Here is a 26,178-nt window from a genome sequence, read left to right as displayed (position 1 = left end):
CGGCTCACGCTCCGGACTTCTCGGTGTTCTGGGACTTCTCGGCGTTGCCGGTGGTGCCGGCGCTGTCGGTGGTGCCTGCGTTGTCGGTGGTGCCGGCGCTCTCGGGCCGCAGCTTGTCGGCGAGGACGGCGGCGATCCGGGCGAGCGGCTCCGGCCGGGCCAGGTCGCCGTGGCCGAACGGCAGCCGGTGGCCCTCGATCAGCCCGTCCAGGTGAGGCCGCCAGGCCTCCTCGTACGGCCAGTCGGCCGGCTTGCCGAGGGTGGCGCCGAAGAAGACGGCATCGCCCCGGTAGTGCTGGGGCTGGTGTTCGGCCATCAGTTTGCGGTGGCGGTCGAACACCTCGGGCAGGACGTGCGCGGCCTCGCCGAGCACCGCCGCCAGGTCGGCCTGGCCGCTGCCGTCCGCCGGGTCGTAGCCCAGCGAACGCAGCAACTCGTCCACCGTGTCGGCGGGTTCGGACGGCGGGGCGGCATCGGTGCGGACCGCCGGGCCGCCGTCCAGCAGGGCCAGCAGCCCGACCGGCGCGCCCTCGGCCTGGAGCCGGACGGCCATCTCCTGGGCGACCACCGCACCGAAGGACCAGCCCAGCAGGTGGTACGGGCCGGACGGGTGGACGGCGCGGATCTGCCGTACGTAGTCCTCGGCGATCTCGGTGACGCTGGCCGGCGCCCCGCCGCGCAGGCCGCGGGCCTGGAGGCCGTACACCGGCTGCCCCGGGTCGAGGTGGCGCAGCAGCCCGGAGTAGACCCAGCTGATGCCGGCCGCCGGGTGGACGCAGAACAGCGGGGGCCGGTCGCCACCGGTGCGCAGGGGCAGCAGCACGTCCAGGGCGTCGGCCGCCGGGCCCTGGTCGAGCCGGCCGTCCAGCCCGGCCACCGTGGGCGCCTCGAACAGCGCCCGCATGCCGAGATCGACACCGAGGGCGGTGCGGACGCGCGAGAGCAGTTTCATGGCGAGCAGGGAGTGCCCGCCCAGATCGAAGAAGTCGTCGTCGATGCCGACGCGCTCCAGGCCGAGGGTCTCGGCGAACAGGGTGCAGAGCAGCTGCTCGCGCGGGGTGCGGGCCGGGCGGCCGGCCGGGTGGGCGGCGAACTCCGGTGCGGGCAGGGCGCGGTGGTCGACCTTCCCGCTGCCGGTCAGTGGCAGGGCGGGCAGCGCGACGAAGGCGGCGGGCACCATGTGGGCGGGCAGCCGCTCGGCGGTGAAGGCCCGCAGGCCGGCCGGGTCGAGCGGGCGGTCGGTGACCAGGTAGGCGACCAGCCGGGTGCCGCTGTCGTCCGGCCGGACGACGGCCGCGGCGACCTCGGGGTGAGTCGTCAACGCCTGCTCGATCTCGCCGAGTTCGATCCGGAAGCCGCGGATCTTCACCTGGTCGTCGGTGCGGCCGAGGTACTCCAGCTCGCCGTCACGGGCACGACGCACCAGGTCCCCGGTGCGGTACATCCGCTCGCCGGGGGTGAACGGGCTGGCGACGAACCGCTCCGCCGTGAGCGCTGCGCGTCCCAGGTACCCGCGGGCCAGTCCGGCGCCCGCCAGGTACAGCTCCCCGGGGATGCCGACGGGCACCGGGTTCAGGTGCTCGTCCAGTACGTACCCGGCGGTCCCGGCGACGGCCTGGCCGAGCACCGGGCGGTCCGAACCGTCGAGCGGCTGCTCCAGGGCTTCCACGGTGGACTCGGTCGGGCCGTACAGGTTGTACGCCCGCAGCCCCGGGGTCTCCCGCAACCGCGTCCATAGCGCCTGGCCGACGGCCTCGCCGCCCACCAGCACGACGCCCGGCGCAGGCGCCTCCAGCAGGCCCTCCTCGACGAGTTGGGCCACGAAGGACGGGGTGGCGTTCACCACGTCGATGCCGTGCGAACCGAGGTGGCGGACCAGCGCGGCCGCGTCGAGGCGCAGGTCGTCGCCGATCAGGTGCAGTTCATGCCCGACCACCATCCACAGCAGGCCCTCCCAGGAGGCGTCGAAGCAGAACGAGGCCGTCAGCGCGAACTTCCGGTTCTCCTCCCCCGCCATCATGCCCGCCCGATGGCCGGCCAGCAGAGCGGCGAGGCTCCCGTGCGAGACCACCACACCCTTCGGGCGGCCGGTCGAGCCGGAGGTGTAGATCACGTAGGCAGCGTCCGCCCCGTCCAGGACGGGCCTGGTGAAGTCCGCCGGTCCGGGCGCGTCCGTGACGTCCAACACCGGGAGTTCGGTAAGTAGTTCGGGCAGCGGCCACCGGTCGTCGGTCAGCACCAGCGCGGGCTCGGCGTCCGCCAGGGTGTAGGCCGTGCGCTCCGCCGGGTACCCGGCGTCCAGCGGCAGGTAGACCCCGCCCGCCTTCAGCACCGCGAGCAGCCCGACCACGGACTCCACCGAGCGCGGCAGCGCCAGCGCCACCATCGCGCCCGGCGTCACCCCCGCACCGACCAGCCGGCCCGCGAGCCGGGAGGCCCGCGCGTCCAACTCCCGGTACGTCAGCACCTCCTCGCCGCACACCAGCGCCACCGCCTCCGGCGTGGCCGCCACCTGCACCTCGAACACCGCCGGAAGCAGCGGCACCTCCGAAGCCAACGGCAGTGCAGCACCGAGCAGTTCGGCCCGCTCCTCCGGACTCACCAACGGCAGTGCCCCGATCCGGGTGTCCGGCCGCTCGACAGCCGCCGTCAGCAGGCCGGCGAAGTGGCGGACCATCGCCTCGGCCGTCTCCCGGTCGAAGAGGTCCGTCGCGAAGTCGACCACGCACTCCAGACCGGCCGGTGCGCCGTCCGGACCGAAGGACTCGCCGATGCCGACACTCAGGTCGAACTTGGCGACCGCACGACCGGACGATTCCACGGAGACGTCCAGCCCGGTCGCGTCCAGCGGCGCCGTGTCGCCACCGCCCTGAAGGACCAGCATCACCTGGAAGAGCGGGTGCCGGGCCAGCGAACGAGTCGGGTTGAGCTCCTCGACCAGGCGCTCGAACGGCACGTCCTGATGGGCATGCGCATCGAGCTGGGTCTCCCGGACCCGGGCCAGCAACTCGGTGAAACTCGGATTGCCCGAGGTGTCCGTCCGCAACACCAGCGTGTTGACGAAGAACCCGACCAGCTGGTCCACCGCCTCGTCCGAACGCCCCGCCGTCACCGAACCGATCGGCACATCGGTGCCCGCACCGAGCCGGGTCAGCAGAGCGGCGAGCGCCGCTTGCGCGGCCATGAACATCGTCACCCGCTGCTCACGCGCCAACGTCACCAACGCACGGTGCAGTTCGGCACCCAGCGGAAGCACCACCCGGTCACCCCGGTGGCTGGCCACGGCACCCCGCGGACGGTCCGCCGGCAGCGCCAGCTCCTCCGGAAGATCGGCCAGCGCCTCGCGCCAGTAGCCGAGTTGGCGTGCCATCGGGCCGTCCTGGTCCGCTTCGTCGAGCAGCTCGCGCTGCCAGAGCGCGTAGTCGGCGTACTGGACGGGCAGCGGCGCCCACCCGGGCACGGTGCCCGCCGTCCGCGCCGCGTAGGCGGCGGCGAGGTCACGCAGCAGCGGACCCATCGACCACCCGTCACCGGCGATGTGGTGCAGCACCAGGACCAGCAGGTACTCGGCCTGCCCGGCCGGGATCAGGTGGGCCCGGATCGGCAGGTCGGCGGCCAGGTCGAACGGGCGCCCGGTGCAGGCCTCCGGCGCGGTGCCCTCGGGCAGCAGCTCGACGGGCACCCGGGCCGCCCAGGCCGGCAGGACGCGCTGGTACGGGGTGCCGTCCTCCTCCTCGATCAGCGTGCGCAGGACCTCGTGCCGGGCGACCAGGTCGCCCAGGGCCGAGCCGAGGGCGTCGGTGTCCAGCTCGCCCGCCACGCGGAGCACCAGCGGCAGGTTGTACACCGCGCTCGGCCCCTCCATCCGGTCGATCAGCCAGAGCCGCTGCTGCGCGAAGGACAGCGGCACCCGCTCCGGCCGCTCGGCGTGGGCAGTCAGCGCGAGACGCTCCGCCCCCGAACCCAGGCGGGCCGCCAGCCCGGCCGGCGTCGGCGCCTCGAAGACGTCCCGGACCGCCAACTCGGCGGCCAGCGTCGAGCGCACCCGGCTGAGCAACCGGGTCGCGAGCAGCGAGTGCCCGCCCAGTGCGAAGAAGTCGTCCTCCACCCCGACCACGTCCAGCCCGAGCACCTCGGCGAACAGACCGCAGAGGATCTCCTCCTGCGGGGTACGGGCGGCCCGGCCACCGGCCGGCGCGAATGCTGCCAGGTCGGGTTCGGGCAGGGCACGGTGGTCGACCTTGCCGCTGCCGGTCAGCGGCAGGGCATCGAGCGTCACCACGGCGGCCGGGACCATGTAGCCGGGCAGCGACTCGGCCGTGAACCGGCGCAGCGCGCCACCGAGTTCGGAGGTGGAATCCTCGGCCACCGCGCAGTAGGCGATCAGCCGACGGTCCCCGTCCTCACTCTCCCGAACGGTCACCACGGCCTGACGGACAGCCGGATGGGCCGCCAACACCGCCTCGATCTCACCGAGTTCGATCCGGAAACCACGGATCTTCACCTGGTCGTCGGTCCGGCCCAGGTACTCCAACTCACCATCACGGGCACGACGCACCAGGTCCCCGGTCCGGTACATCCGCTCACCCGACACAAACGGGCTGGCGACGAACCGCTCCGCCGTGAGCGCGGCGCGGCCCAGGTACCCGCGGGCCAGTCCGGCACCGGCCAGGTACAGCTCCCCGGGGATGCCGACCGGCGCCGGGTTCAGGTGCTCGTCCAGTACGTACCCGGCGGTCCCGGCGACGGCCCGGCCGAGCACCGGCCGGTCCGAACCGTCGAACGGCTGCTCCAGCGCCTCCACAGTGGACTCGGTCGGGCCGTACAGGTTGTACGCCCGCAGTCCCGGGGTCTCCCGCAGTCGCGTCCACAGTGCCTGGCCGACGGCCTCACCACCCACCAGCACGACGCTCGGCGCCGGCGCCTCCAGCAGGCCCTCCTCGACCAGTTGGACCAGGAAGGACGGCGTGGCGTTCACCACGTCGATCGCCGACTCGCGCACATGGCGGACCAGTTGCCCGGCGTCCCGGCGGACCTCGTCGTCGATCAGGTGCAGCTCATGCCCGACCACCATCCAGAGCAGGCCCTCCCAGGAGGCGTCGAAGCAGAGCGAGGCCGTCAGCGCGAACTTCCGGTTCTCCTCCCCCGCCATCATGCCCGCCCGGTGGCCGGCCAGCAGAGCGGCGAGACTGCCGTGCGAGACCACCACACCCTTCGGGCGGCCGGTCGAGCCGGAGGTGTAGATCACGTACGCCGCGTCCGCTGCGCCCAGAGCGATCAGGGGACCCTGTGCCGATCCCGGCGCGTCCGTGACGTCCAACACCGGGAGCTCTGCCAGCAGTTCGGGCAGCGGCCACCGGTCGTCGGTCAGCACGAGAACGGGCTCGGCGTCCGCCAGGGTGTAGGCCGTGCGCTCCGCCGGGTACCCGGCGTCCAGCGGCAGGTACACCCCGCCCGCCTTCAGCACCGCGAGCAGCCCGACCACCGACTCCACCGAGCGCGGCAAGGCGATCGCCACCACCGCCCCCGGCGTCACCCCGGCACCGACCAGCCGACCCGCAAGCCGTCCGGCCCGCGCGTCCAACTCCCGGTACGTCAGCACCTCGTCACCGCACACCAGCGCCACCGCCTCCGGCGTGGCCGCCGCCTGCTCCTCGAACACCGCCGGAAGCAACGGCACCGCCGAAGCCAACGGCCGCGCAGCACCGAGCAGTTCGGCACGCTCCGCCGAGGACAGCAGCTCCGCCCTGCCGATCGGCAGGTCCGGACCGGCCGCGACGGCGGCCAGCAGCCGGCCGAACCGGACGGCGATCGCCTCGACCGTCTCGTGGTCGAAGAGGTCCGTCGCGAAGTCGACCACGCATTCCAGACCGGCCGGCGCGCCGTCCGGACCGAAGGACTCGCCGATGCCGACACTCAGGTCGAACTTGGCGACCGCACGACCGGACGGCTCGACCGAGACGTCCAGCCCGGTCGCGTCCAGCGGCGCCGTGTCACCGCCGCCCTGAAGGACCAGCATCACCTGGAAGAGCGGGTGCCGGGCCAGCGAACGAGTCGGGTTGAGCTCCTCGACCAGGCGCTCGAACGGCACGTCCTGATGGGCATGGGCATCGAGCTGGGTCTCCCGGACCCGGGCCAACAGCTCGGTGAAACTCGGGTTGCCCGAGGTGTCGGTCCGCAGCACCAGCGTGTTGACGAAGAAGCCGACCAGCTGGTCCACCGCCTCGTCCGAGCGCCCCGCCGTCACGGATCCGATCGGGATGTCCGTTCCGGCACCGAGCCGGGTGAGCAGGGCGGCGAGCGCCGCCTGCGCGGTCATGAACATCGTCACCCGCTGCTCACGCGCCAACGTCACCAGCGCACGGTGCAGTTCGACACCCAACGGAAGCACCACCCGGCCGCCCTGGTGACTGGCCACGGCACCCCGCGGACGGTCCGCCGGCAGCGCCAGCTCCTCCGGCATTCCGGCCAGGGCCTCGTTCCAGTAGCCGAGTTGGCGGGAGATGAGGCTCTCCTCGTCGGCCTCGTCGCCGAGCAGCTCACGCTGCCAGAGCGCGTAGTCGGCGTACTGGACGGGCAGCGGCGACCAGCCGGGCGCGGTGCCCGCCGCCCGCGCCGCGTAGGCGGCGGCGAGGTCACGCAGCAGCGGACCCATCGACCACCCGTCACCGGCGATGTGGTGCAGCACCAGGACCAGCACGTGATCTTCCGCGGAGACCCGCAACAGCAGGGCGCGCACCGGGAGTTCTGCCGCCAGGTCGAAGGGCCGGCGGGAGGCCGCGTCGACGGACTCGCCGACCTCCTCGGCCGGGCAGTCCCGGACCTCGAAGGGCACCGGTGCCGCCCCGACCGGAAGGATCAGCTGGTGCGGTTCGCCGTCGGTCTCCACCACCAGCGTGCGCAGGGCCTCGTGCCGGGCGACCAGGTCGCCGAGGGCCGAGCCGAGGGCATCGGCGTCCAGCTCACCCGTCACACGGAGCACCAGCGGCAGGTTGTACACCGCGCTGGGCCCCTCCATCCGGTCAATCAGCCAGAGCCGCTGCTGCGCGAAGGACAACGGCACTCGCTCCGGCCGCTCGGCGTGAGCGGTCAGCGCGAGACGCTCCGCCCCCGAACCCAGGCGGGCGGCCAGCCCGGCCGGCGTCGGCGCCTCGAAGACGTCCCGGACCGCCAACTCCGCGGCCAGCGTCGAGCGCACCCGGCTGAGCAACCGGGTCGCGAGCAGCGAGTGCCCGCCCAGCGCGAAGAAGTCGTCCTCCACCCCGACCACGTCCAGGCCGAGCACCTCGGCGAACAGACCGCACAGGATCTCCTCCTGCGGCGTACGGGCCGCCCGGCCACCGGCCAGCGCGGCGAAGTCGGGGGCCGGGAGCGCGGCCCGGTCCAGCTTGCCGTTGGCGGTCAGCGGCAGGGCATCGAGCGTCACCACGGCGGCCGGGACCATGTAGCCGGGCAGCGACTCGGCGGTGAACCGGCGCAGCGCGCTACCGAGCTCGGGGCCGGCATCCTCGGCCACCGCGCAGTAGGCGATCAGCCGACGGTCCCCGTCCTCGCTCTCCCGAACGGTCACCACGGCCTGACGGACAGCCGGATGGGCCGCCAACACCGCCTCGATCTCACCGAGTTCGATCCGGAAGCCACGGATCTTCACCTGGTCGTCGGTCCGGCCCAGGTACTCCAGCTCACCGTCACGGGCACGGCGCACCAGGTCACCGGTACGGTACATCCGCTCACCCGCGACGAACGGGCTGGCGACGAACCGCTCCGCCGTCAGCGCGGCGCGGCCCAGGTACCCCCGGGCCAGTCCGGCACCCGCCAGGTACAACTCGCCCGCCACCCCGGCCGGGACCGGGTTCAGGTGCTCGTCCAGCACGTACCCGGCGGTCCCGGCGACGGCCCGGCCGAGCACCGGCCGGTCCACGCTGTCAAGCGGCCGGGTGAGGGCGTGCACGGTGGACTCGGTCGGGCCGTACATGGTGTGGCCTGCGGTCAGCGGAGCCGCGCACAGCCTGGTCCACAGGCCCTGCCCGATGGCCTCGCCACCGAGCAGCAGCAGCTTCGGCGCGGGCTCCTCCAGCAGCCCCTCCTCGACCAACTGCTCGGCGTACGACGGAGTGACGTGCAGCGCGTCCAGCCCGACCTCGCGGACGTGGCGGACCAGCTGCCGGGCGTCCCGGCGCACCTCGTCACCGATCAGGTGCAGTTCGTGCCCGGCGACCATCCACAGCACCACCTCCATCGAGGCGTCGAAGCAGAGCGAAGCCGTCAACGCCACCCGCAGCCTGCCGTGCGCCGCCTCCGCGTCCGCGACCAGCGTCGCGCGATGGCCGGCCAGCAGGGCGGCGATGCTCCCGTGCGAGACCACCACACCCTTCGGACGACCGGTCGAGCCGGAGGTGTGGATCACGTACGCCGCGTCCGACCCGCCCAGGACAGGCCTGGTGAACTCCACCGGACCGGGAACGTCCGTGACGTCCAACACCTGCAGCTCGGCCAACACCTCGGGCAGCGGCCAGCGGCTGTCCGTCAGCACCAGCGCAGGCTCGGCGTCCGCCAGGATGTGCCCGGTACGCTCCGCCGGGTACTCGGCGTCCAGCGGCAGGTACACCCCGCCCGCCTTGAGCACCGCGAGCAGCCCGACCACCGACTCCACCGAGCGCGGCAGCGCCAGCGCCACCATCGCGCCCGGCGTCACCCCGGCACCGACCAGCCGACCCGCAAGCCGTCCGGCCCGCGCATCCAACTCCCGGTACGTCAGCACCTCGTCACCGCACACCAGCGCCACCGCGTCCGGCGTGGCCACCGCCTGCTCCTCGAACACCGCCGGAAGCAGCGGCACCTCCGAAGCCAACGGCGTGGCACCGCCCAGCAGTTCGGCCAGCTCCGCCGGGCCCACCAGCGGCAGTGCCCCGATCCGGGTGTCCGGCCGCTCGACGGCCGCCGCCAGCAGACTGGCGAAGTGGCGGACGATCGCCTCGGCCGTCTCCTGGTCGAACAGGTCCGTCGCGTAGTCGAGCGCGAAGTCGATCCCGGCGGGCTCACCGTCCGGGCCGAAGAGCTCCTGGGCGGTCACGTTGAGGTCGAACTTGGCGACCCCGGTGGCAGCCGGCAGCACCCCGTTCCACAGGCCGGACGAGGAGGCGTCGGCCTGCTCGTTGTTCTGGAGCACCATCGCGACCTGGAAGAGCGGGTGCCGGGCCAGCGAGCGGGTCGGATTCAGCTCCTCGACCAGGCGCTCGAACGGCACGTCCTGGTGGGCGTAGGCGCCGAGGTCGGTCTCCCGGACCCGGGCCAGCAGCTCGGTGAAGCTCGGGTTGCCGGAGGTGTCGGTGCGCAGCACCAGGGTGTTGACGAAGAAGCCGACCAGTTCGTCCAGCGCCTCGTCGGAGCGCCCGGCCACCACGGAGCCGATCGGCACGTCGGTGCCCGCGCCGAGCCGGGTGAGCAGGGCGGCGAAGGCGGCCTGGATGGCCATGAACATCGTCACCCGCTGCTCGCGCGCCAGGGTCCGCAGCGCACGGTGGAGTTCGACGTCGAGCAGCTGTGCCACCCGGTCGCCCTGGTGGCTGGCGGCGGCGCTCCTGGGGCGGTCCGCCGGGAGCGCCAGCTCCTCCGGCATTCCGGCCAGGGTCTCGTTCCAGTAGGCGAGTTGGCGGGAGAAGAGGCTCTCCTCGTCGGCCTCGTCGCCGAGCAGGTCGCGCTGCCAGAGCGCGTAGTCGGCGTACTGGACGGGCAGCGGCGCCTGTCGCGGCGCGGTTCCGGCCGTCCGCGCCGCGTAGGCGGCGGCGAGGTCGCGCACCAGCTTGCGGGTCGACCAGCCGTCGCTCGCGATGTGGTGCAGCACCAGGACCAGCACGTGTTCCTCGGCGTCGACCCGCAACAGCAGGGCACGCACCGGGAGTTCGGCCGCCAGGTCGAAGGGCCGGCGGGAGGCCGCGTCGACGGACTCGCCGACCTCCTCGGCCGGGCAGTCCCGGACCTCGAAGGGCACCGAGGCCGCCCCGACCGGAAGGATCAGCTGGTGCGGTTCGCCGTCGGTCTCCACCATCAGGGTGCGCAGGACCTCGTGGCGGGCGACCAGGTCGCCGAGGGCGCGTTCCAGCGCCGCCTGGTCCAGCTCGCCGGTCAGGCGCAGCGCCAGCGGCGAGTTGTAGAGGGCGCTCGGCCCCTCGATCCGGTCGATCAGCCAGAGCCGCTGCTGGGCGAAGGAGAGCGGCACCCGCTCCGGCCGCTCGACGTAGGCGGTCAGCGCGAGACGCTCCGCCCCCGATCCGAGGCAGGCGGCGAGCCCGGCCGGTGTCGGCGCCTCGAAGACGTCCCGGATGCCGAGTTCCGCGCCCAGCGTCGCGCGGACCCGGCTGAGCAGCCGGATGGCGAGCAGCGAGTGGCCGCCGAGCTCGAAGAAGTCGTCGTCGGCGCCGACCACGTCGAGGCCGAGCACCTCGCGGAACAGGCCGCAGAGGATCTCCTCCTGCGGGGTGCGGGCGGCCCGGCCGCCGGCCAGCGCGGCGAAGTCGGGGGCCGGGAGCGCGGCGCGGTCCAGCTTGCCGTTGGCGGTCAGCGGCAGGGCGTCGAGCTCCATGAAGGCGGCCGGGACCATGTAGCCGGGCAGCGACTCGGCGGCGAAGGCGCGCAGGGCGGCCGCGTCGAGGGGGCCGTCGGCGACCACGTAGGCGACCAGGCGCCGGCCGCTGTCGTCGGGCAGCACGGCGGCCTGGCGCACGGCCGGGTGGCCGGCCAGCACGGCCTCGATCTCGCCGGGTTCGATCCGGAAGCCGCGGATCTTCACCTGGTTGTCGGTGCGGCCGAGGTACTCCAGCTCGCCGTCGCGGGCGCGGCGCACCAGGTCACCGGTGCGGTACATCCGCTCGCCCGCCACGAACGGGCTGGCGACGAAGCGCTCGGCCGTGAGAGCGGACTGGCCCAGGTACCCCCGGGCCAGTCCGGCGCCGGCCAGGTAGAGCTCCCCGGGGACGCCGACTGGCGCCTGGTTCAGGTTCTCGTCCAGCACGTACCCGGTGGTCCCGGCGACGGTCTGGCCGAGCACCGGCCGGTCCGCGCCGTCGAAGGGACGGGTGAGGGCGTGCACGGTGGACTCGGTCGGGCCATACATGGTGTGGCCTGCGGTCAGCGGAGCCGCGCACAGCCTGCTCCACAGGCCCTGCCCGATGGCCTCGCCACCGAGCAGCAGCAGCTTCGGCGCGGGCTCCTCCAGCAGCCCCTCCTCGACCAACTGCTCGGCGTACGACGGAGTGACGTGCAACGCGTCCAGCCCGACCTCGCGGACGTGGCGGACCAGCTGCCGGGCGTCCCGGCGCACCTCGTCACCGATCAGGTGCAGCTCGTGCCCAGCGACCATCCACAGCACCACCTCCATCGAGGCGTCGAAGCAGAGCGAAGCCGTCAACGCCACCCGCAGCCTGCCGTGCGCCGCCTCCGCGTCCGCGACCAGCGTCGCCCGATGGCCCGCCAGCAGGGCGGCGATGCTCCCGTGCGAGACCACCACACCCTTCGGGCGACCGGTGGAGCCGGACGTGTGGATCACGTACGCCGCGTCCGACCCGCCCAGGACAGGCCTGGCGAACTCCGCCGGACCCGGCGCATCGGTGACGTCCAACACCTGGAATTCGGCGAGCAGTTCGGGCAGCGGCCAGCGGCCGTCGGTCAGCACCAGCGCGGGCCCGGCGTTCGTCAGGGTGTAGGCGGTGCGGTCCGCCGGGTACTCGGCGTCCAGCGGCAGGTACACCCCGCCCGCCTTGAGCACCGCGAGCAGCCCGACCACGGACTCCACCGAGCGCGGCAGCGCCAGCGCCACCATCGCGCCCGGCGTCACCCCGGCACCGACCAGCCGGCCCGCGAGCCGGGAGGCCCGCGCGTCCAACTCCCGGTACGTCAGCACCTCGTCACCGCACACCAGCGCCACCGCTTCCGGCGTGACCGCCGCCTGCTCCTCGAACACCGCCGGAAGCAGCGGCACCTCCGATGCCAACGGCCCTGCGGAGTGGCGGAGTTCGGCCGCCCCGCCCGCGGGCGTCAGCCCGGCCGCCGCGACGCTGAGCTCCGGGTCGGCGGCGGCCTGCCGCAGGATCAGGGCCAGTACGTCGGCCAGCCGCTGCGCGGTCTCCGGGTCGAACAGGTCGGTGGCGTACTCCAGCCCGCCCGCGAGCCCGTCCGGGGTGCCGTCGGCGCGGTGGCGCTCGGTCAGCGCCAGCTTGAGGTCGAACTTGGCGGTGCCGTACTCCACCGGCTCCTCGGCGGCCGTCACGCCGGGGAAGGCGGGGCCGCCCTCGGCGGCGGCGGCGAAGGTCAGCATCACCTGGAACAGCGGGTGCCGGGCCAGCGAGCGGACCGGGTTGAACTCCTCGACCAGGCGCTCGAACGGCGTGTCCTGGTGCTCGTACGCGGCGAGGTCGGTCTCCCGGACGCGGCGCAGCAGTTCGGCGAAGCTCGGCCGGCCGGAGAGGTCGGTGCGCAGCACCAGGGTGTTGGCGAAGTAGCCGACCAGGTCGGTGGCGGCCTCGTCGAGGCGCCCGGCCACCGGGGTGCCGATCGGCAGGTCGGTGCCGGCGCCGAAGCGGTGCAGCAGGGTGGCGTAGGCGGCCTGGAGGACCATGAAGAGCGTCGCGCCGTGCTCGGCGGCGAGGTCGGCGAGCCGGGCGTGCAGGTCCGCGTCGAGCTCCAGCAGGACGACGGCGCCGCGGTGGCTGGCGACCGGCGGCCGGGGGCGGTCCGCGGGCAGTGCCAGCTCCTCCGGCAGACCGGCCAACGCCTCGCGCCAGTAGGTGAGTTGGCGGGCGGCCAGGCTCTGCGGGTCGTCCTCGTCGCCGAGCAGTCCGTGCTGCCACAGCGCGTGGTCGGCGTACTGGACGGGCAGCGGCTCCCAGTCGGGGGCGTGGCCGGCCTGACGGGCCCGGTAGGCGTCGGTGAGGTCGCGGTAGAGCGGGCCGAGCGAGGCGCCGTCCCCGGCGATGTGGTGCAGGACCAGGACCAGGACGTGCTCGTCCGGGCCCTCGGGCCGCAGGTAGGCGTGCACGGGCAGGTCGGCGGCCAGGTCGAAGCCGTGCCGGGCGAGTTCGTCCACCGGGCGGTCGGTGGTGGTGAGCAGCGGGGCCACGGGCCCGTCCAGGATGCGCTGGTACGGGGTGCCGTCGTGCTCGGCGAAGACGGTGCGCAGCGCCTCGTGCCGCCGGACGGTGTCGCCGAGGGCGTCCGCCAGGGCGGCGGGGTCGAGCGGGCCGCGCAGCCGCAGGGCGAGGGTGATGTTGTAGGTGGCGGTGGGGCCCTCGGCCTGGGCGAGGAACCAGAGGCGGCGCTGGGCGAAGGAGAGCGGCACCCGCTCGGGCCGGACGGCGGGCCGCAGCGCCGGGCGGGCCTGGGCGGGGGCGCCGGCGGCGCGCTCGGCGATCCGCTCGGCGAGCCCGGCGACGGTGGGCGCCTGGAAGAGGTCGCCGATGGCGAGTTCGACGCCGAGTTCGGTGCGCGCCCGGCCGACCAGGCGGGTGGCGAGCAGGGAGTGGCCGCCGAGGGCGAAGAAGTCGTCGTCGATGGTGATGTCGTCGATGCCGAGGAGTTCGCCGTAGAGCTCGCAGAGCACCCGTTCGCGCTCGTCGCGGGGGGCGCGCCCGGTGTCGTCGGCGGCGAGGTCGGGGGCGGGCAGGGCGCGGCGGTCGACCTTGCCGTTGGCGTTGAGCGGCAGGGCGTCCAGCAGGACGGCCGCGGCGGGGACCATGTAGCCGGGCAGCACGGTGCCGGCGAAGGAGCGCAGCCCGTCCGGGGTGAGCCCGGGCTCGGCGGTGCAGTAGGCGACCAGCCGCAGGTCGCCGGGGCGGTCCTCGCGGGCGATCACGATGACCTGGCGGACGGCGGGGTGGCGGGACAGGGCCGCCTCGATCTCGCCGAGCTCGATCCGGAAGCCGCGCAGCTTGACCTGGCCGTCGATCCGGCCGAGGAACTCCACGGCGCCGTCGGCGCGCCGGCGGACCAGGTCCCCGGTGCGGTACATCCGCTCGCCCGGCAGGTACGGGCAGGCGACGAAGCGTTCGGCGGTCAGGCCGGGCCGGTTGAGGTAGCCGCGGGCCAGGCCGGCGCCGGCGAGGTACAGCTCGCCGGGGACGCCGGGCGGCACGGGGCGCAGCCGGGCGTCCAGGACGTAGCCGCGCATGTTGTCCAGCGGGCCGCCGATCGGCACCCGGGGGCCGTCGAGGTCGGCGGCGGCGAGCGGGTGGTGGGTGGCGAAGGTGGTGGTCTCGGTGGGCCCGTAGACGTGGGCGAGCAGCAGGTCGGGGCAGGCGTCCAGGACGCGCCGCAGCAGGGTGCCGGAGGCGGCCTCACCGCCGGTGCAGACGACGCGCAGGGCGGCGAAGGTCTCCGGGGCCTGCTCGGCGACGAGGTCGAACAGGGCCTTGGTGAGGAAGACGGCGGTGACGCCGTGGCGGACGGTGACGGCGTGCAGGGCAGTGGCGTCGAGGGCGCCGGGCGGGGCGACCACGACGGTGCCGCCGGCCAGCAGGGGCGTCCAGATCTCGTAGGTGGCGGCGTCGAAGGCGTGCGGGGAGTGCAGCAGGACGCGCTGGTGGCGGCCGTCCTGCCAGCGCCGGTCGGCGGCGAGGTCGACGACGTCGCGGTGGCGCACGGCCACGCCCTTGGGGCGGCCGGTGGAGCCGGAGGTGTACATCACGTAGGCGAGCCGGTCCGGGTGGACGGGCAGGGCGGCGCGGTGGTCGGGGGCGCCGGCCTCGTCGCCGGGGCGGACCACGGCGGCGCCGTGCGGGAAGCCGGGGTCGGCGCGGTCGGTGAGCAGCACGGGGGCGCCGGTGTCGGCGAGCACGTCGGCCATCCGCTCGGGCGGCAGGCCGGGGTGCATGGGGACGTAGCAGCCGCCGGCCTTGAGGACGGCGAGGGTGGCGACGACGACGTCGGCGGAGCGCTCCATCAGCATCGCGACGGGGGTCTCGGGGCCGACGCCGAGGGCGGTCAGGTGGTGGGCGAGGCGGTTGGCGCGGGCGTCGAGTGCGGCGTAGTCGAGGGTGCCGCCGTCGTGGACGAGGGCGGTGGCGTGCGGGGTGCGGTCGGCCTGGCGCTCGAAGGACTCGGCGAGGGTGCCGCTCCACCGGGGCGCGTCGGTGGCGTTCCACTCGGCGAGGACGCGGGTGCGCTCCTCGGGGGCGAGCAGCTCCAGGGTGCCGATGGGGGCCTGGGGGTCGGCGGCGGCGCCGGCCAGCAGCCGGCCGAGCCGCTCGGCGAGGGCGGTGACGGTGGCGCGGTCGTAGAGGTCGGCGGCGTACTCGATCGAGCCGGTGAGCCCGGCGGGGGCGCCGTCGGGGCCGTGCTGTTCGGCGATGCCGATGTTGAGGTCGAACTTGGCGACCCGCAGGCCGATCGGTTCAGGGGCGGACTCCAGCCCGGGCAGGGCGAGTTCGGCGTCCTGGCCGTGGTTCTGGAGCACCAGCAGGGTCTGGAACAGCGGGTGGCGGCCGAGCGCGCGGGGCGGGTTGAGCTCCTCGACGAGGCGCTCGAAGGGGAGGTCCTGGTTCGCGAAGGCGTCGAGCTGGGCCTCCCGGACCCGGCCGAGCAGCTCGGCGAAGCCCGGGTCGCCGGAGGTGTCCGCTCTCAGGACCAGGGAGTTGACGAAGAAGCCGACCAGGTCGTCCAGGGCCTCGTCGGCGCGTCCGGCGAGGCCGGTGCCGAGCGGGATGTCGGTGCCGGCGCCGAGCCGGGTGAACAGGGCGGCCAGACCGGCCTGGAGGACGGTGAACAGGGTGGTGCGGTGGGTGTGGGCGAGGTCGAGCAGGGCGGTGTGCAGGCCGGCGTCCCAGGCGAGGTCGACGGAGTCGGCGGCGCCGGTGGGGGCGGGCGGCCGGGGGCGGTCCGTCGGCAGTTCCAGTTCCTCCGGCAGCCCGGCCAACGCTTCGCGCCAGTGGGCGAGTTGGCGGGCGAGCAGGCTCTCGGGGTCGTGCTCGTCGCCGAGCAGGTCGCGCTGCCAGAGCGCGTAGTCGGCGTACTGGATCGGCAGCGGCTCCCAGTCGGGGGCGCCGCCGGCCAGCCGGGCCCGGTAGGCCTCGGCGAGGTCGCGCAGCAGCGGGCCGAGCGACCAGCCGTCGCCGGCGATGTGGTGGAGCACCACGAGCAGCACGTGCTCGGTCGGGGAGAGGGTGAACACCGTGACCCGGATGGGCAGTTCGCGGCTCAGGTCGAAGGTCTCGGCGGCCGCGGCGTCCCGGCGGGCCGGGTAGTCGGCCGGTGCGCAGTCCTCGGCCAGGAAGCGCGGTCGCGCCTCCTCGGCCGGCAGGATCCGCTGCACCGGGACTCCCCCGGCCACCGGGAACACCGTGCGCAGGGCCTCGTGCCGGGCGACCACGTCCGCCGTCGCGGCACGCAGCGCGGCGGTGTCGAGCGCGCCGCGCAGGCGCAGGGCGAACGGCAGGTTGTACAGCGCGGTCGGCCCCTCGATCTGGTCGATCAGCCAGAGCCGCTGTTGGGCGTACGAAACCGGGATCACGGTGCTTCCTCTACTCGGGTCTACTGACGGCACGGGCTGGTCGAGGGGACGGACGGCGGTCAGACGGTGAGCCCCGCGGTGGGCCGGCAGTCCTGGATCTCCAGGGGCTGCCCCATCGAGACGGCGATCTTGCGCCCGCCCCGGTACGGGTCCCGGCCGTGGGCGCAGAGCACGTTGTCGACCAGCATCACGTCGCCGACCTGCCAGCGCTCCCGCACGGTGGCGGCGTGGTAGGCCTCGTTGAGGGCGTCGACGTCGGCGCGCTCCAGCGGCTCGCCGTCGCCGAAGCCGGTGTTGAACGGCAGTCCGTCCGGCCCGAACTCCTCGGTCATCGCCTCCCGGATGTCCGGGTCGAGCGACCACGCGTTCCAGAAGGCGAGGTGGTTGAACCAGACCTGCTCGCCGGTCCGCGGGTGGCGGATGGTGCCGGGGCGCACCTGGGTGGTGCGCAGGTTGCCGTCCGCCAGCCACTCGCAGCTGATGCCGTTCTCCTTGCAGTAGGCCTCGACCTCGGCGCGGTCCTCGGTCGCGAAGGCGGTGCGCCAGCCGAGCGAGATGTAGTCCGAGTAGTTGCGGGTGAGCGTCCAGCCGCCGGTCCGCATCCGCTCCACCAGGTGGGCGGGCAGCTGCGCGAGCACCTGGCGGCAGTCCGCGGTGGGGGTGGCCCCGCCCTCGTCGGGGGCGGTCAGGCAGGCGAAGAGCAGCCGGCCGGGGAAGGTCAGGGTGTAGCTGTTCTCGTTGTGCATCCGGATCGGCTGGACCGGCGGCAGGTCGGTGGACGAGTAGACGCCGTTGCCGTAGTCGCTGCGCGGGGTGGCCTTCTCCCGGTAGGGGGTGCGCTCGGGGATGAGGACGTCGCGCACGGCGGCGACGTCCTCGGTGCCGGTGACCGGCAGGCCGCGCAGGAAGATGGTGCCGTACCGGTGCAGGGCGTCGGTGAGCGCGCTCTCGTTCTCGCGCAGCCACTCGCAGGCCTCGCCCATGTCCGCGGTGCGCGGCGCGTGGGCGAGGGCCGGGCGGCCGGGGTTCAGTTCCCAGGTCGGCATGGCGGCGGTCACCGGTCGGCGGGGGCGGAGAGGGCGGCGACCAGGCTGGCGGGCCTGATGTCCGTCCAGTTGGCCTCGATGTAGTCGAGGCAGCCCTGGCGGGTGTCCTCGCCGTGGACGGTGGTCCAGCCGGCCGGCACGTCGATCCAGACCGGCCACAGCGAGTGCTGGTTCTCGTCGTTGGCCAGGACCAGGTAGCCGGCGCTGTCGTCCTCGAACGGGTTGCTCATGGTGTCCTCTTCGGGTTTCTTCGAAGCTCGGCTTGCTTCGCTCGGGTTGCTTCGAAGGTAGGGGCGGGCCGCGGGGCGGAAGGGCAGGAGTCGCGGCAGGAACGCGGCAGTTGGGCCCTGCCGCCTGCCGCCCCGCCCGCCGCCCCGTCGGCCGGCTCGACACCCGGCTCGGCACCCGGCGGTTCAGCGCGGGGTGAGGCGGACCGGGAAGCGGTCCAGGCCGAAGTTGATGATCGAGCGGTTGTGGACGACCGGCCCGGTCTGCTCGATCACGGCGACGCGCTCCAGCAGCGCCGTGAACAGGCCGCCGAGTTCGGCCTTGGCCAGCGGCGCTCCGACGCAGTAGTGGGCGCCGAGGCCGAGCGCGAGGTGCTTGTTGGGGGCGCGGTCGAGCAGGATCTCCTCGGGCCGGTCGAAGGCCTCCGGGTCCCGGTTGGCGGACCACACCCAGACCGCGACCCGGTCGCCGCGCCGGATGGTGCGCCCGTCGAGCTCGGTGTCCCGGCTCGCGGTGCGCAGGGTGTGCAGCCCGACCGAGGTCCAGCGCAGGAGTTCGTCCAGCGCCGAGTCCATGCCGACCTCGCCGCGCTGGAGCCTCCGCCACAGCTCGGGGTGCCGGACCAGGGTGTACAGGCCCATCGCGGCGGTGTGGCGGACGGTCTGGACGCCGCCGACCACGATGTTGTCCAGGTTGAGGACGACGTCCTCGATCGGCAGCAGCCTCCCGCCGACCCGGTAGGTGGCCATCTTGCTGATCAGGTCGTCGCGCGGGTCGCTGCGCCGCAGCATCACCTGGTGCAGCAGGTACGGGATGAGCTGCTGGTGGCCGGCCCGGCGCTCCTCGGGGGTGCGGCCGAGGAAGGCGACGTCGCAGACCCGCTCGACCATCTCGCGGTCGCCCTCGGGGACGTCCAGCAGGTCGCACATGACGGACAGCGGCAGCGCGGAGACCGCGTCGACGAGGTCCACCTCGCCCAGTTCGACGGCCCGGTCGACGATCGAGGCGGCGAGTCCGGCGATGCCCCGGGCGGCCCCGCGCACGGCGCCGGGCGAGAAGAACGGGTTGGCGGGGGCGCGCAGTTCGCGGTGCCGGGGCGGGTCGGTGAGGGCCATCATCCGGCCGGAGCCGACCGGGACGTTGCCCTCGCCGGCGCCGAGCAGCGAGCCCTGTTCGGAGCTGTAGACGGCGGCGTTGCGCAGCACCTCGGCGGAGTGCCGGTAGGAGAGCACCGACCAGACCGGCCCGTCGTCGACGGTGTCGGTGCGGTGGACGGCGGACTCCCTGCGCAGCTCCGCGACCAGCGCGGGGGTGTCGGGCCGGGCCCAGAGGTCGGGGTCGGTGAGGTCGACCGCAGTGGTGGTGGGCATCAGTGCTCCGTCCGGGACAGGTGCGCGGCGCCGGGCCGCGCGATGAGGGAGGTCAGCAGGTCGACCGGGCCGGGCCCGTCGACGGTGGCGAGCAGGTGGCCGCCGGGGACGACGTGGTGGCCGGAGCCGCCACTGGTGTGGGCGGCCCAGCCTTCGAGGCCGCCGACGGCCAGGAGCGGGTCCTCGGCGCCGACGACGGTGTGCAGGGCGGAGCCGATCGGCGGGTGCGGACGGGGCCGGTAGGTGTCGACCACGTCCAGGTCGGTGCGGATGCCGCGCAGCGCGTGCTCCTTCAACTCGGCTTCGCCTTCGACGAGTTGTCCCATTCCGGCGAGGCGCAGCAGCTCGTCGGCGGTGTACTGGGGGCGGTCCGCCCCGGCCCAGGCGGCGGGCGGCGAGGCGGAGGCGGCGACGACCAGTTCGGGCCGCCGCCCGGCCGGCAGCGCCCGGGCGGCCTCGTAGCCCAGCAGGGCGCCGAAGCTCTGCCCGTAGAAGCCGAACCGCCCGGTCAGGTGCGGGCCGAGGGCCTCCAGGACGGCGTCGACCAGCAGGTCGAAGCTCGCGGGCATCGGGTGGCCGAGCCGGCCGCCGCGGGCCGGCGGGCGCAGCGCCCAGACCTCGGCCACCGGGGCGAGGGCGCGGGCCAGCGGGGTGTAGGCGGTGGCGTCGCCCCCGGCGTGCGGGAAGCAGAACAGCCGGTACGGGCAGTGCAGTTGGGGCACGGGGACGAACAGCCAGTCCCCTTCGACGCGGGGCCGCACCCGCAGGGCGGTGGTCATGCGCCGGCCGCCCGGGCACGGGCGGTCAGGGCGGGCCGGGGGGCGGCGGTGCCGGCCGCGACGGCCCGTTCGACGGTGGCGGTGAAGGCGGCCAGGTCGGCCGAGTCGAGCAGGTGGCGCAGCTGGAGTTCGATGCCGAGGCGGCGGCGCAGCAGGTGGACGACCCGCAGTGCGGCGATGGAGTGGCCGCCGAGCGAGAAGAAGTCGTCGGTGGGCCGGAGGCCGGTGACGCCGAGCACGGTGCCCCAGACCTCGGCGACCTGCCCGGCCAGTCCGCCGGCGCCCGACTCCGCGGCGGAGGCGGAGGCGGAGGCGGAGGCGGAGGCGGGGGCGGGCAGCGCCGCCAGGTCGACCTTGCCGTTCGGGGTGAGCGGCAGGGCGTCCAGCACGGTGATCACCGAGGGCACCAGGTGGGCGGGCACGGTGGCCCGCAGCCGCTCGGTCAGCTCGGCGGCGGTGACGGCGCCGGTGACGTAGCCGACCAGCCGGCGGTCGCCGGGGGCGGGCTCGTGGACGGTGACGGCGGCGGCCCGGACGCCCGCCAGCCGGGCCAGGGCGTGCTCGACCTCGCCGAGCTCGACCCGGTAGCCGCGCAGCTTGACCTGGCGGTCCACCCGGCCGACGTACTCCAGCCGGCCGCCCTCGCCGCGCCGGGCCTGGTCCCCGGTGCGGTACATCCTCTCCCCCGCGGCGACCGGGTCGGCGACGAAGCGTTCGGCGGTCAGTCCGGGGCGGCCGAGGTAGCCGTGGGCGAGGCCGGGCCCGGCCAGGTACAGCTCGCCGACGACGCCGTCGGGGACGGGGGCGAGCTTCTCGTCCAGCAGGTGCAGGCGCACCCCGGGCAGCGGCTCACCCAGGTGCGGTCCGGGGCCGCTGATCGGCGCGGTGACGGCGTCGACGGTGCACTCGGTGGGCCCGTACAGGTTGAGCGCGTCGACGCCGCCGTCGGCCAGCTCCCGCCAGGTGCGCTCGGGGACGGCCTCGCCGCCCATGAACAGCCGCGGCACCCGGGCGCCGGCCAGCGGCTCGCGCAGCAGCTCCCAGTGCGAGGGGGTCAGGTCGAGGTCGGTGACGGCGTGCTCGGCCAGCAGGGCGGCCACCCGGGCCGGGTCGGCGCGGTGCTCCTCGCCGATGACCAGGACGGTGTCGCCGCGGCAGATCCGGGCCCACTGCTGGACGGAGGCGTCGAAGGAGACGCTGGCGTTCCAGCCGACCACGCCGGGCTCGGCGCGGTAGGCGCCGCTCGCCTCCAGGGCCGTGACCAGGGCGGCGACGGCGCCGCGCGGCACCTCGACGCCCTTGGGGCGGCCGGTGGAGCCGGAGGTGTAGATGACGTACGCCGGGTCCAGCGGGTGGGCGTGCTCGGGCAGTTCTCCCCCAGCCTGGCGGCCGGGAGGTACCCCCAGCCCGTCGGCGGCGGCGTCCGGGCGCAGCACCGGCACCCCGTCGGCCGCCGGGAGGCCGTCGGCGCTGATCAGGGCCGCGAGGTGGGCGTCGGCGGCCATGTGGGCGAGCCGCTCGGCGGGGTAGGCCGGGTCGAGCGGGACGTAGGCGGCGCCGGCCCGCCAGACGGCGAGCAGGGCGACCGGCAGGTCGGCGGTGCGGGCGAGGTGGACGCCGACCCGGTCGCCGCGGCCGACGCCGCGCTCGCGCAGGGCGCGGGCCAGGGCGGCGGTGCGGCGGTCGAGTTCGGCGAAGTCCAGGCGGTCGGCGCCGGCCAGGACGGCGGTGCGCCCGGGGTGGGCGGCGACGGTGTCGCGCAGGCGGTCCAGCAGATCGGTCATGACGGCTCCTCAGGACTCTCGGGCGGCGGCGGCCATGGTGTGCAGGGCGGCGGCGTAGGTGTCGATGAACTGCTCGGCGGTGTGGTCGGCGACCAGCGAGCGCTGGTGGTCCACGGCGAGCAGCACCCGCTGCGTGACCGGGTCCTGGATGACCGAGGCGCCGAAGGCGAAGCTGTTGGGTTCGTGGCGCAGGGTCGGCTCGGTGCCGATCCGGCCGTCCACGATGCGGGCCGAGCTGAGCCGGCCGAGGGCGTGGAAGCGCAGGTAGCCGAACTGGCTGTCCAGCGCGGTGTCGGTCATCAGCCGGGCGAGGCGGGCGAAGGGCACCCGGCGGTGCGGCATCATGTCCAGCTCCTCGCGGTGGACCTCGCGGACCAGGGCGAGCAGGTCGTCGGTGGGTTCGCAGCTCAGCGGGACGGTGTTGAGGAACAGCCCGTACACCTCGGTGCCGCCGAGCCGTTCCAGCCGGCCGTTGACGGCCAGGCCGGTGGTGACGCGCCGACGCCCGGTGACGGCGGCGAGGGCGTGCAGGTGGGCGGCGAGCGCCACCGACTTGACCGGCACGCCGAGCGCGTCGGCGACGTCGCGCAACTGTCCGGGCGCCTCCGGCAGCACCCGTTCGACGGTGCGCGGCGCCTCGTGCACGGACTCGCTGCCGGGGAAGGACTGGCCGCTGACGCCGTCCAGCCGCTCGCGCCAGTAGGCGAGTGAGCGCTCGTCCCCGGCGGCCTGCCGTTCGACGGCCACGAAGTCGCGGAAGGCGGTGCGCGGCGGCGGGGCGGGCGCGCCGAGCGGGTCCTCGGCGATGGCCGTGTGGCGTTCCAGGATCTCGGTGAGCAGCGAGGTGAAGCTCCAGCCGTCGAGGATCGCGTGGTGCTCGGAGACGGTGAGCTGGAAGGCGTCCTCGGCGAGGCGCTGCACGGTGATCCGGAACAGCGGCGGCGCGGTGAGGTCGAAGGGTGTCCACCGGTGGGTGTCGAACACCTCGCGGATCGCGGCGTCCTGGTCCTCCTCGGCGGCGCCGCGCAGGTCGGCGAACTCGACGGGGGCGGGCAGCCGGCCGTGGACGAGCTGCAGCGGTTCGCCGTAGCCGGACAGGTCCAGGCCGGTGCGCAGCACGGCGTGGCGGTCCATGGCCTCGGCGACGGAGCGGCGGAAGGCCTGCTCGTCGAGGTCGCCGGAGATCTTGTAGGAGTTGACGTTGTGGTAGCTGTCGGTGCCGCCGGCGATCTCCATGTGGAAGACCATGGAGAGCTGCATGGACACCATCGGGTAGGCGTCGACCAGGCCGGGCGGCAGGTCGGCGCGGTCCTCGGGGGTGACCAGGGCGAAGGGCTCGTGGGCGTCCGGGCCCTCGGTGACGGGCTCGGCGAGCGGCAGCAGGGCGGCGACGGTGGGGGCGTTGAAGACGTCCCGCAGGCTCAGCCCCCAGCCGCGCTCGTGCAGCGCGCCGGCCAGCTGGACGGCCCGGATGGAGTCGCCGCCGAGGTGGAAGAAGTCGTCGTGGACGCCGATGCCGTCCACCCCGAGGACCTCCGTCCAGACGGCGGCGAAGGCCTCCTCCTCCGGGGTGCGCGGCTCGACGTGCCGGCCTCCGGTGGCGGTGGCGCGCTGGCCGGGGGCGGGCAGCGCGGCGCGGTCCACCTTGCCGTTGACGGTCAGCGGCAGCGACTCCAGCACGGTGAAGCTCGCCGGGACCATGTACGGGGGCAGCGAGCGGCCGAGGAAGGCGCGGACGTCGGCGGGCTCGCGTCCGGTGACGTACGCGGCGAGGCGGTCCTCGTGCACGGTGACGACGCAGGCGTCCACGTCCGGGTGGGCGGCGAGCGCGTTCTCGATCTCGCCGAGCTCGATCCGGAAGCCGCGCAGCTTGACCTGGAAGTCGGCGCGCCCGATGTACTCCAGCCCGCCGCCGGGCAGCCGCCGGGCGACGTCGCCGGTGCGGTAGAGCCGGGCCCCGGGCGGGCCGTACGGGTCGGCGACGAAGCGCCCGGCGGTGAGGCCGGGGCGGCCCCAGTAGCCGTGGGCGAGGCTGCCGCCGCCGATGTACAGCTCGCCGGCCGCGCCGGGCGGCACCGGCCGCAGCCAGTCGTCCAGGACCTGGGCGCTCAGGTGCGGCATCGGCGTGCCGATCAGGCTGCGCTCGAAGCCGGCGCTGCCGGCCAGGTCGTGGGTGGTGACGTGGACGGTGGTCTCGGTGATGCCGTACAGGTTGCACAGCCGGGCCGGGGGCGGCGGGTCCAGTTCGAACCAGCGCTGGACGACGGCCGGGTCCAGCGCCTCCCCGCCCAGCATGATCCACTTCAGCGCGGGCAGGGCGCGCGGGCTGCGCCGCAGCACCGGCTCCAACTGGCGCAGCGCCGAGGGGGTCAGGCAGAGGTACGAGACCTCCTCCTCCGCCAGCAGCTCGGCGAACTCCTCCGGCGAGCGGCTGGTCACGTACGGGACGACGACGAGGCGGGCGCCGTGCAGCAGGGCGCCCCACATCTCCCAGACCGTCCAGTCGAAGGCGTAGCTGTGGAAGAGCGTCCAGGTCTCCTGGGGGCCGAAGCCGAAGTGCCGCTCGCCGTCCGCCATCAGCCGGCTGACGTGCTCGTGGGCGACGGCGACGCCCTTGGGGCGGCCGGTGGAGCCGGAGGTGAAGATGACGTAGGCGACGTCGCCGGGGCGGCCGGCGGCCGGCGGGCGGGTGTCGGGGCGGGCGGCCAGGTCGGCGGCCTCGGCGGTCAGGTCGTAGGCCTGCCAGGGGCCTTCGGGCACCAGGTCCGGGCGGTCGGTGACGACCAGGGCGACGCCGGTGTCGCCGAAGACCAGCGCGGCGCGGTCGGCGGGGGCGGCCAGGTCGACGGGCACGTAGGCGGCGCCGGTCTTGAGCACGCCGAGGACGGTGACCAGGACGTCGGCGGTGCGGTCCAGCAGCATGCCGACGCGGTCGCCGGGGCCGGCGCCGCGGGCGCGCAGGGCGTGCGCGAGGCGGTTGGCCCGGCGGTCGAGTTCGGCGTAGCCCAGGGTGCGGTCGGGGTCGCTGACGGCGGGCCGGTCGGGGTGGGCGTCGGCGGCCCGTTCGAACAGGTGGTGCAGGCAGTGGCCGGGGGTGTCGGTGGCCGCGGCCCCCTCGGCGGGGCGGGTGGTCAGCCGCAGCACGGTGGCGTCGGGGTCGTCCAGGGCCGCGGTGAGCAGGGCGTCGAACTCGGCGGCCAGCCGGCGGACGGTCTGCGGGTCGAACAGCTCGCTGCGGTACTCGGCCTCGCCGCGCAGCTCGCCGCCGTCTCCCCCGTCGAACACGGACCAGGTGAGGTCGAACTTGCTGGTGCCGTTGGAGCGCACCCGGCTGCGGGCGGTGGCCGCCGGGCCGAGCGCCAGCGGGGTGCGGTCCTCGCCGTGGGCGCCGAACACCACCTGGACCAGCGGCGGGTGCTGGGCGCTGCGGGCGGCGCCGAGCCGGTCGACGATCTGGTCGAAGGGCAGGTCGAGGTAGCCGTACGCCTCGAAGGCGACGTCCTGGACGTGCTCCAGCAGGTCCCGGAAGCTCAGCGCGGGCGCGAGCCGCAGGCGCAGCGGCAGCAGGTTGACGAAGTAGCCGAGCAGGTGCTCCAGTTCGGGCCGGTCGCGGGTGGTGACCGGGGTGCCGACCACCAGGTCGTCGGCGCCGGTCCAGCGGTTCAGCAGCAGGGCGAAGGCGGCCAGTTGGACGGTGAACGGGGTGACGCCCTCGGTCTCGGCCAGGGCGCGGACCCGCGCCGCCGTCCCCGGGGCGAGGTCGAACCCCTCGGTGCGGCCGGCCGCGCCGCGCTCGGCGGGCCGGGGCCGGTCGGTGGGCAGCTCCAGCAGCGCGGGGGCGCCGTCCAGCCGCTCCTTCCAGTAGGTCAGGTGCTCCTCGTAGGAGGTGCCGAGCTCCTCCTCGGCGCGGTCGGCGTACTGCACGGTCAGCTCGGGCAGTTCGGCCTCCCGGCCGCGCAGCGCCGCGTCGTACAGCTCGGCGAGTTCGCGCTCGAAGACCTCGGCGGACCAGCCGTCCCAGACGATGTGGTGGACGGTGAACAGCACGGTGGTGCGCTCGTCCGCGAGCCGGAAGGCCTCGGCGCGCAGCAGCGGGCCGGCGGCCAGGTCGAAGGGCTCGGCGCAGCGGGCGGCGAGCAGCTCCTCCAGGCGCGCGGCCCGGTCGGGGTGGTCCCGCAGGTCGGTCTCCGCGAGCGGCACGGCGAGCCGGTGGTGCACGTGCTGGCGGGGGCCGTCGGGGTGCAGCGCGAAGGTGGTGCGCAGGGTCTCGTGCCGGGCGGTGATGGCGTCCAGCGCGCGTCGGAGCAGCGCGAGGTCGAGCGGGCCGGTGACGTCGAGGGTCCAGGGGGTGCAGTAGGTGACGGCCTTCGGGTCGAGGCGGTCGAGGAACCAGAGGCCGCGTTGCAGCCCGGAGACGGGCGCGGTGCGCGCCGGGTGGTCGGACGGGCTCACGGCCTCGTTCCCTTCGTGTGC

Annotated in this window: 7 protein-coding genes; all 7 read right to left on the bottom strand. The window is 74.7% G+C overall.

The window, feature by feature from the left end:
* Positions 1-4: 4 nt before the first annotated feature.
* The 7 genes from ACWDD9_RS25620 to ACWDD9_RS25590 all read right to left on the bottom strand — a co-directional run bounded on the left by ACWDD9_RS25620 (position 5) and on the right by ACWDD9_RS25590 (position 26,157).
* Positions 5-16,498 (bottom strand): non-ribosomal peptide synthase/polyketide synthase, encoded by a 16,494-nt coding sequence (locus ACWDD9_RS25620; RefSeq protein WP_449812762.1) that lies wholly within the window; start codon positions 16,496-16,498, stop codon positions 5-7.
* A gap of 59 nt (positions 16,499-16,557) precedes the next feature.
* Positions 16,558-17,544, bottom strand: a complete 987-nt coding sequence (locus tag ACWDD9_RS25615; RefSeq protein ID WP_049650871.1) for a TauD/TfdA family dioxygenase — start codon at positions 17,542-17,544, stop codon at positions 16,558-16,560.
* Positions 17,545-17,552: 8 nt separating this feature from the next.
* Positions 17,553-17,774: an MbtH family protein gene (locus ACWDD9_RS25610; protein ID WP_049650867.1), complete on the bottom strand. Its 222-nt coding sequence runs from the start codon at positions 17,772-17,774 to the stop codon at positions 17,553-17,555.
* Positions 17,775-17,957: 183 nt separating this feature from the next.
* Positions 17,958-19,142 (bottom strand): cytochrome P450, encoded by a 1,185-nt coding sequence (locus ACWDD9_RS25605; protein WP_117486794.1) that lies wholly within the window; start codon positions 19,140-19,142, stop codon positions 17,958-17,960.
* Entirely contained in the window at positions 19,142-19,921 is a 780-nt protein-coding gene (locus ACWDD9_RS25600; RefSeq protein ID WP_449812761.1) for a thioesterase II family protein, read from the bottom strand. Before ACWDD9_RS25600 ends, ACWDD9_RS25605 begins: the two co-directional genes overlap by 1 nt.
* On the bottom strand, positions 19,918-21,705 hold the full coding sequence (locus ACWDD9_RS25595) for a non-ribosomal peptide synthetase (RefSeq protein ID WP_449812760.1): 1,788 nt from the start codon (positions 21,703-21,705) through the stop codon (positions 19,918-19,920). Before ACWDD9_RS25595 ends, ACWDD9_RS25600 begins: the two co-directional genes overlap by 4 nt.
* A gap of 9 nt (positions 21,706-21,714) precedes the next feature.
* Positions 21,715-26,157, bottom strand: coding sequence for an amino acid adenylation domain-containing protein (locus ACWDD9_RS25590; protein ID WP_449812759.1), 4,443 nt, complete (start codon positions 26,155-26,157; stop codon positions 21,715-21,717).
* Positions 26,158-26,178: the final 21 nt, after the last annotated feature.

It is taken from the genome of Kitasatospora sp. NPDC001119, from assembly GCF_053598475.1.
This window is presented reverse-complemented; position numbering and strand designations above follow the sequence as displayed.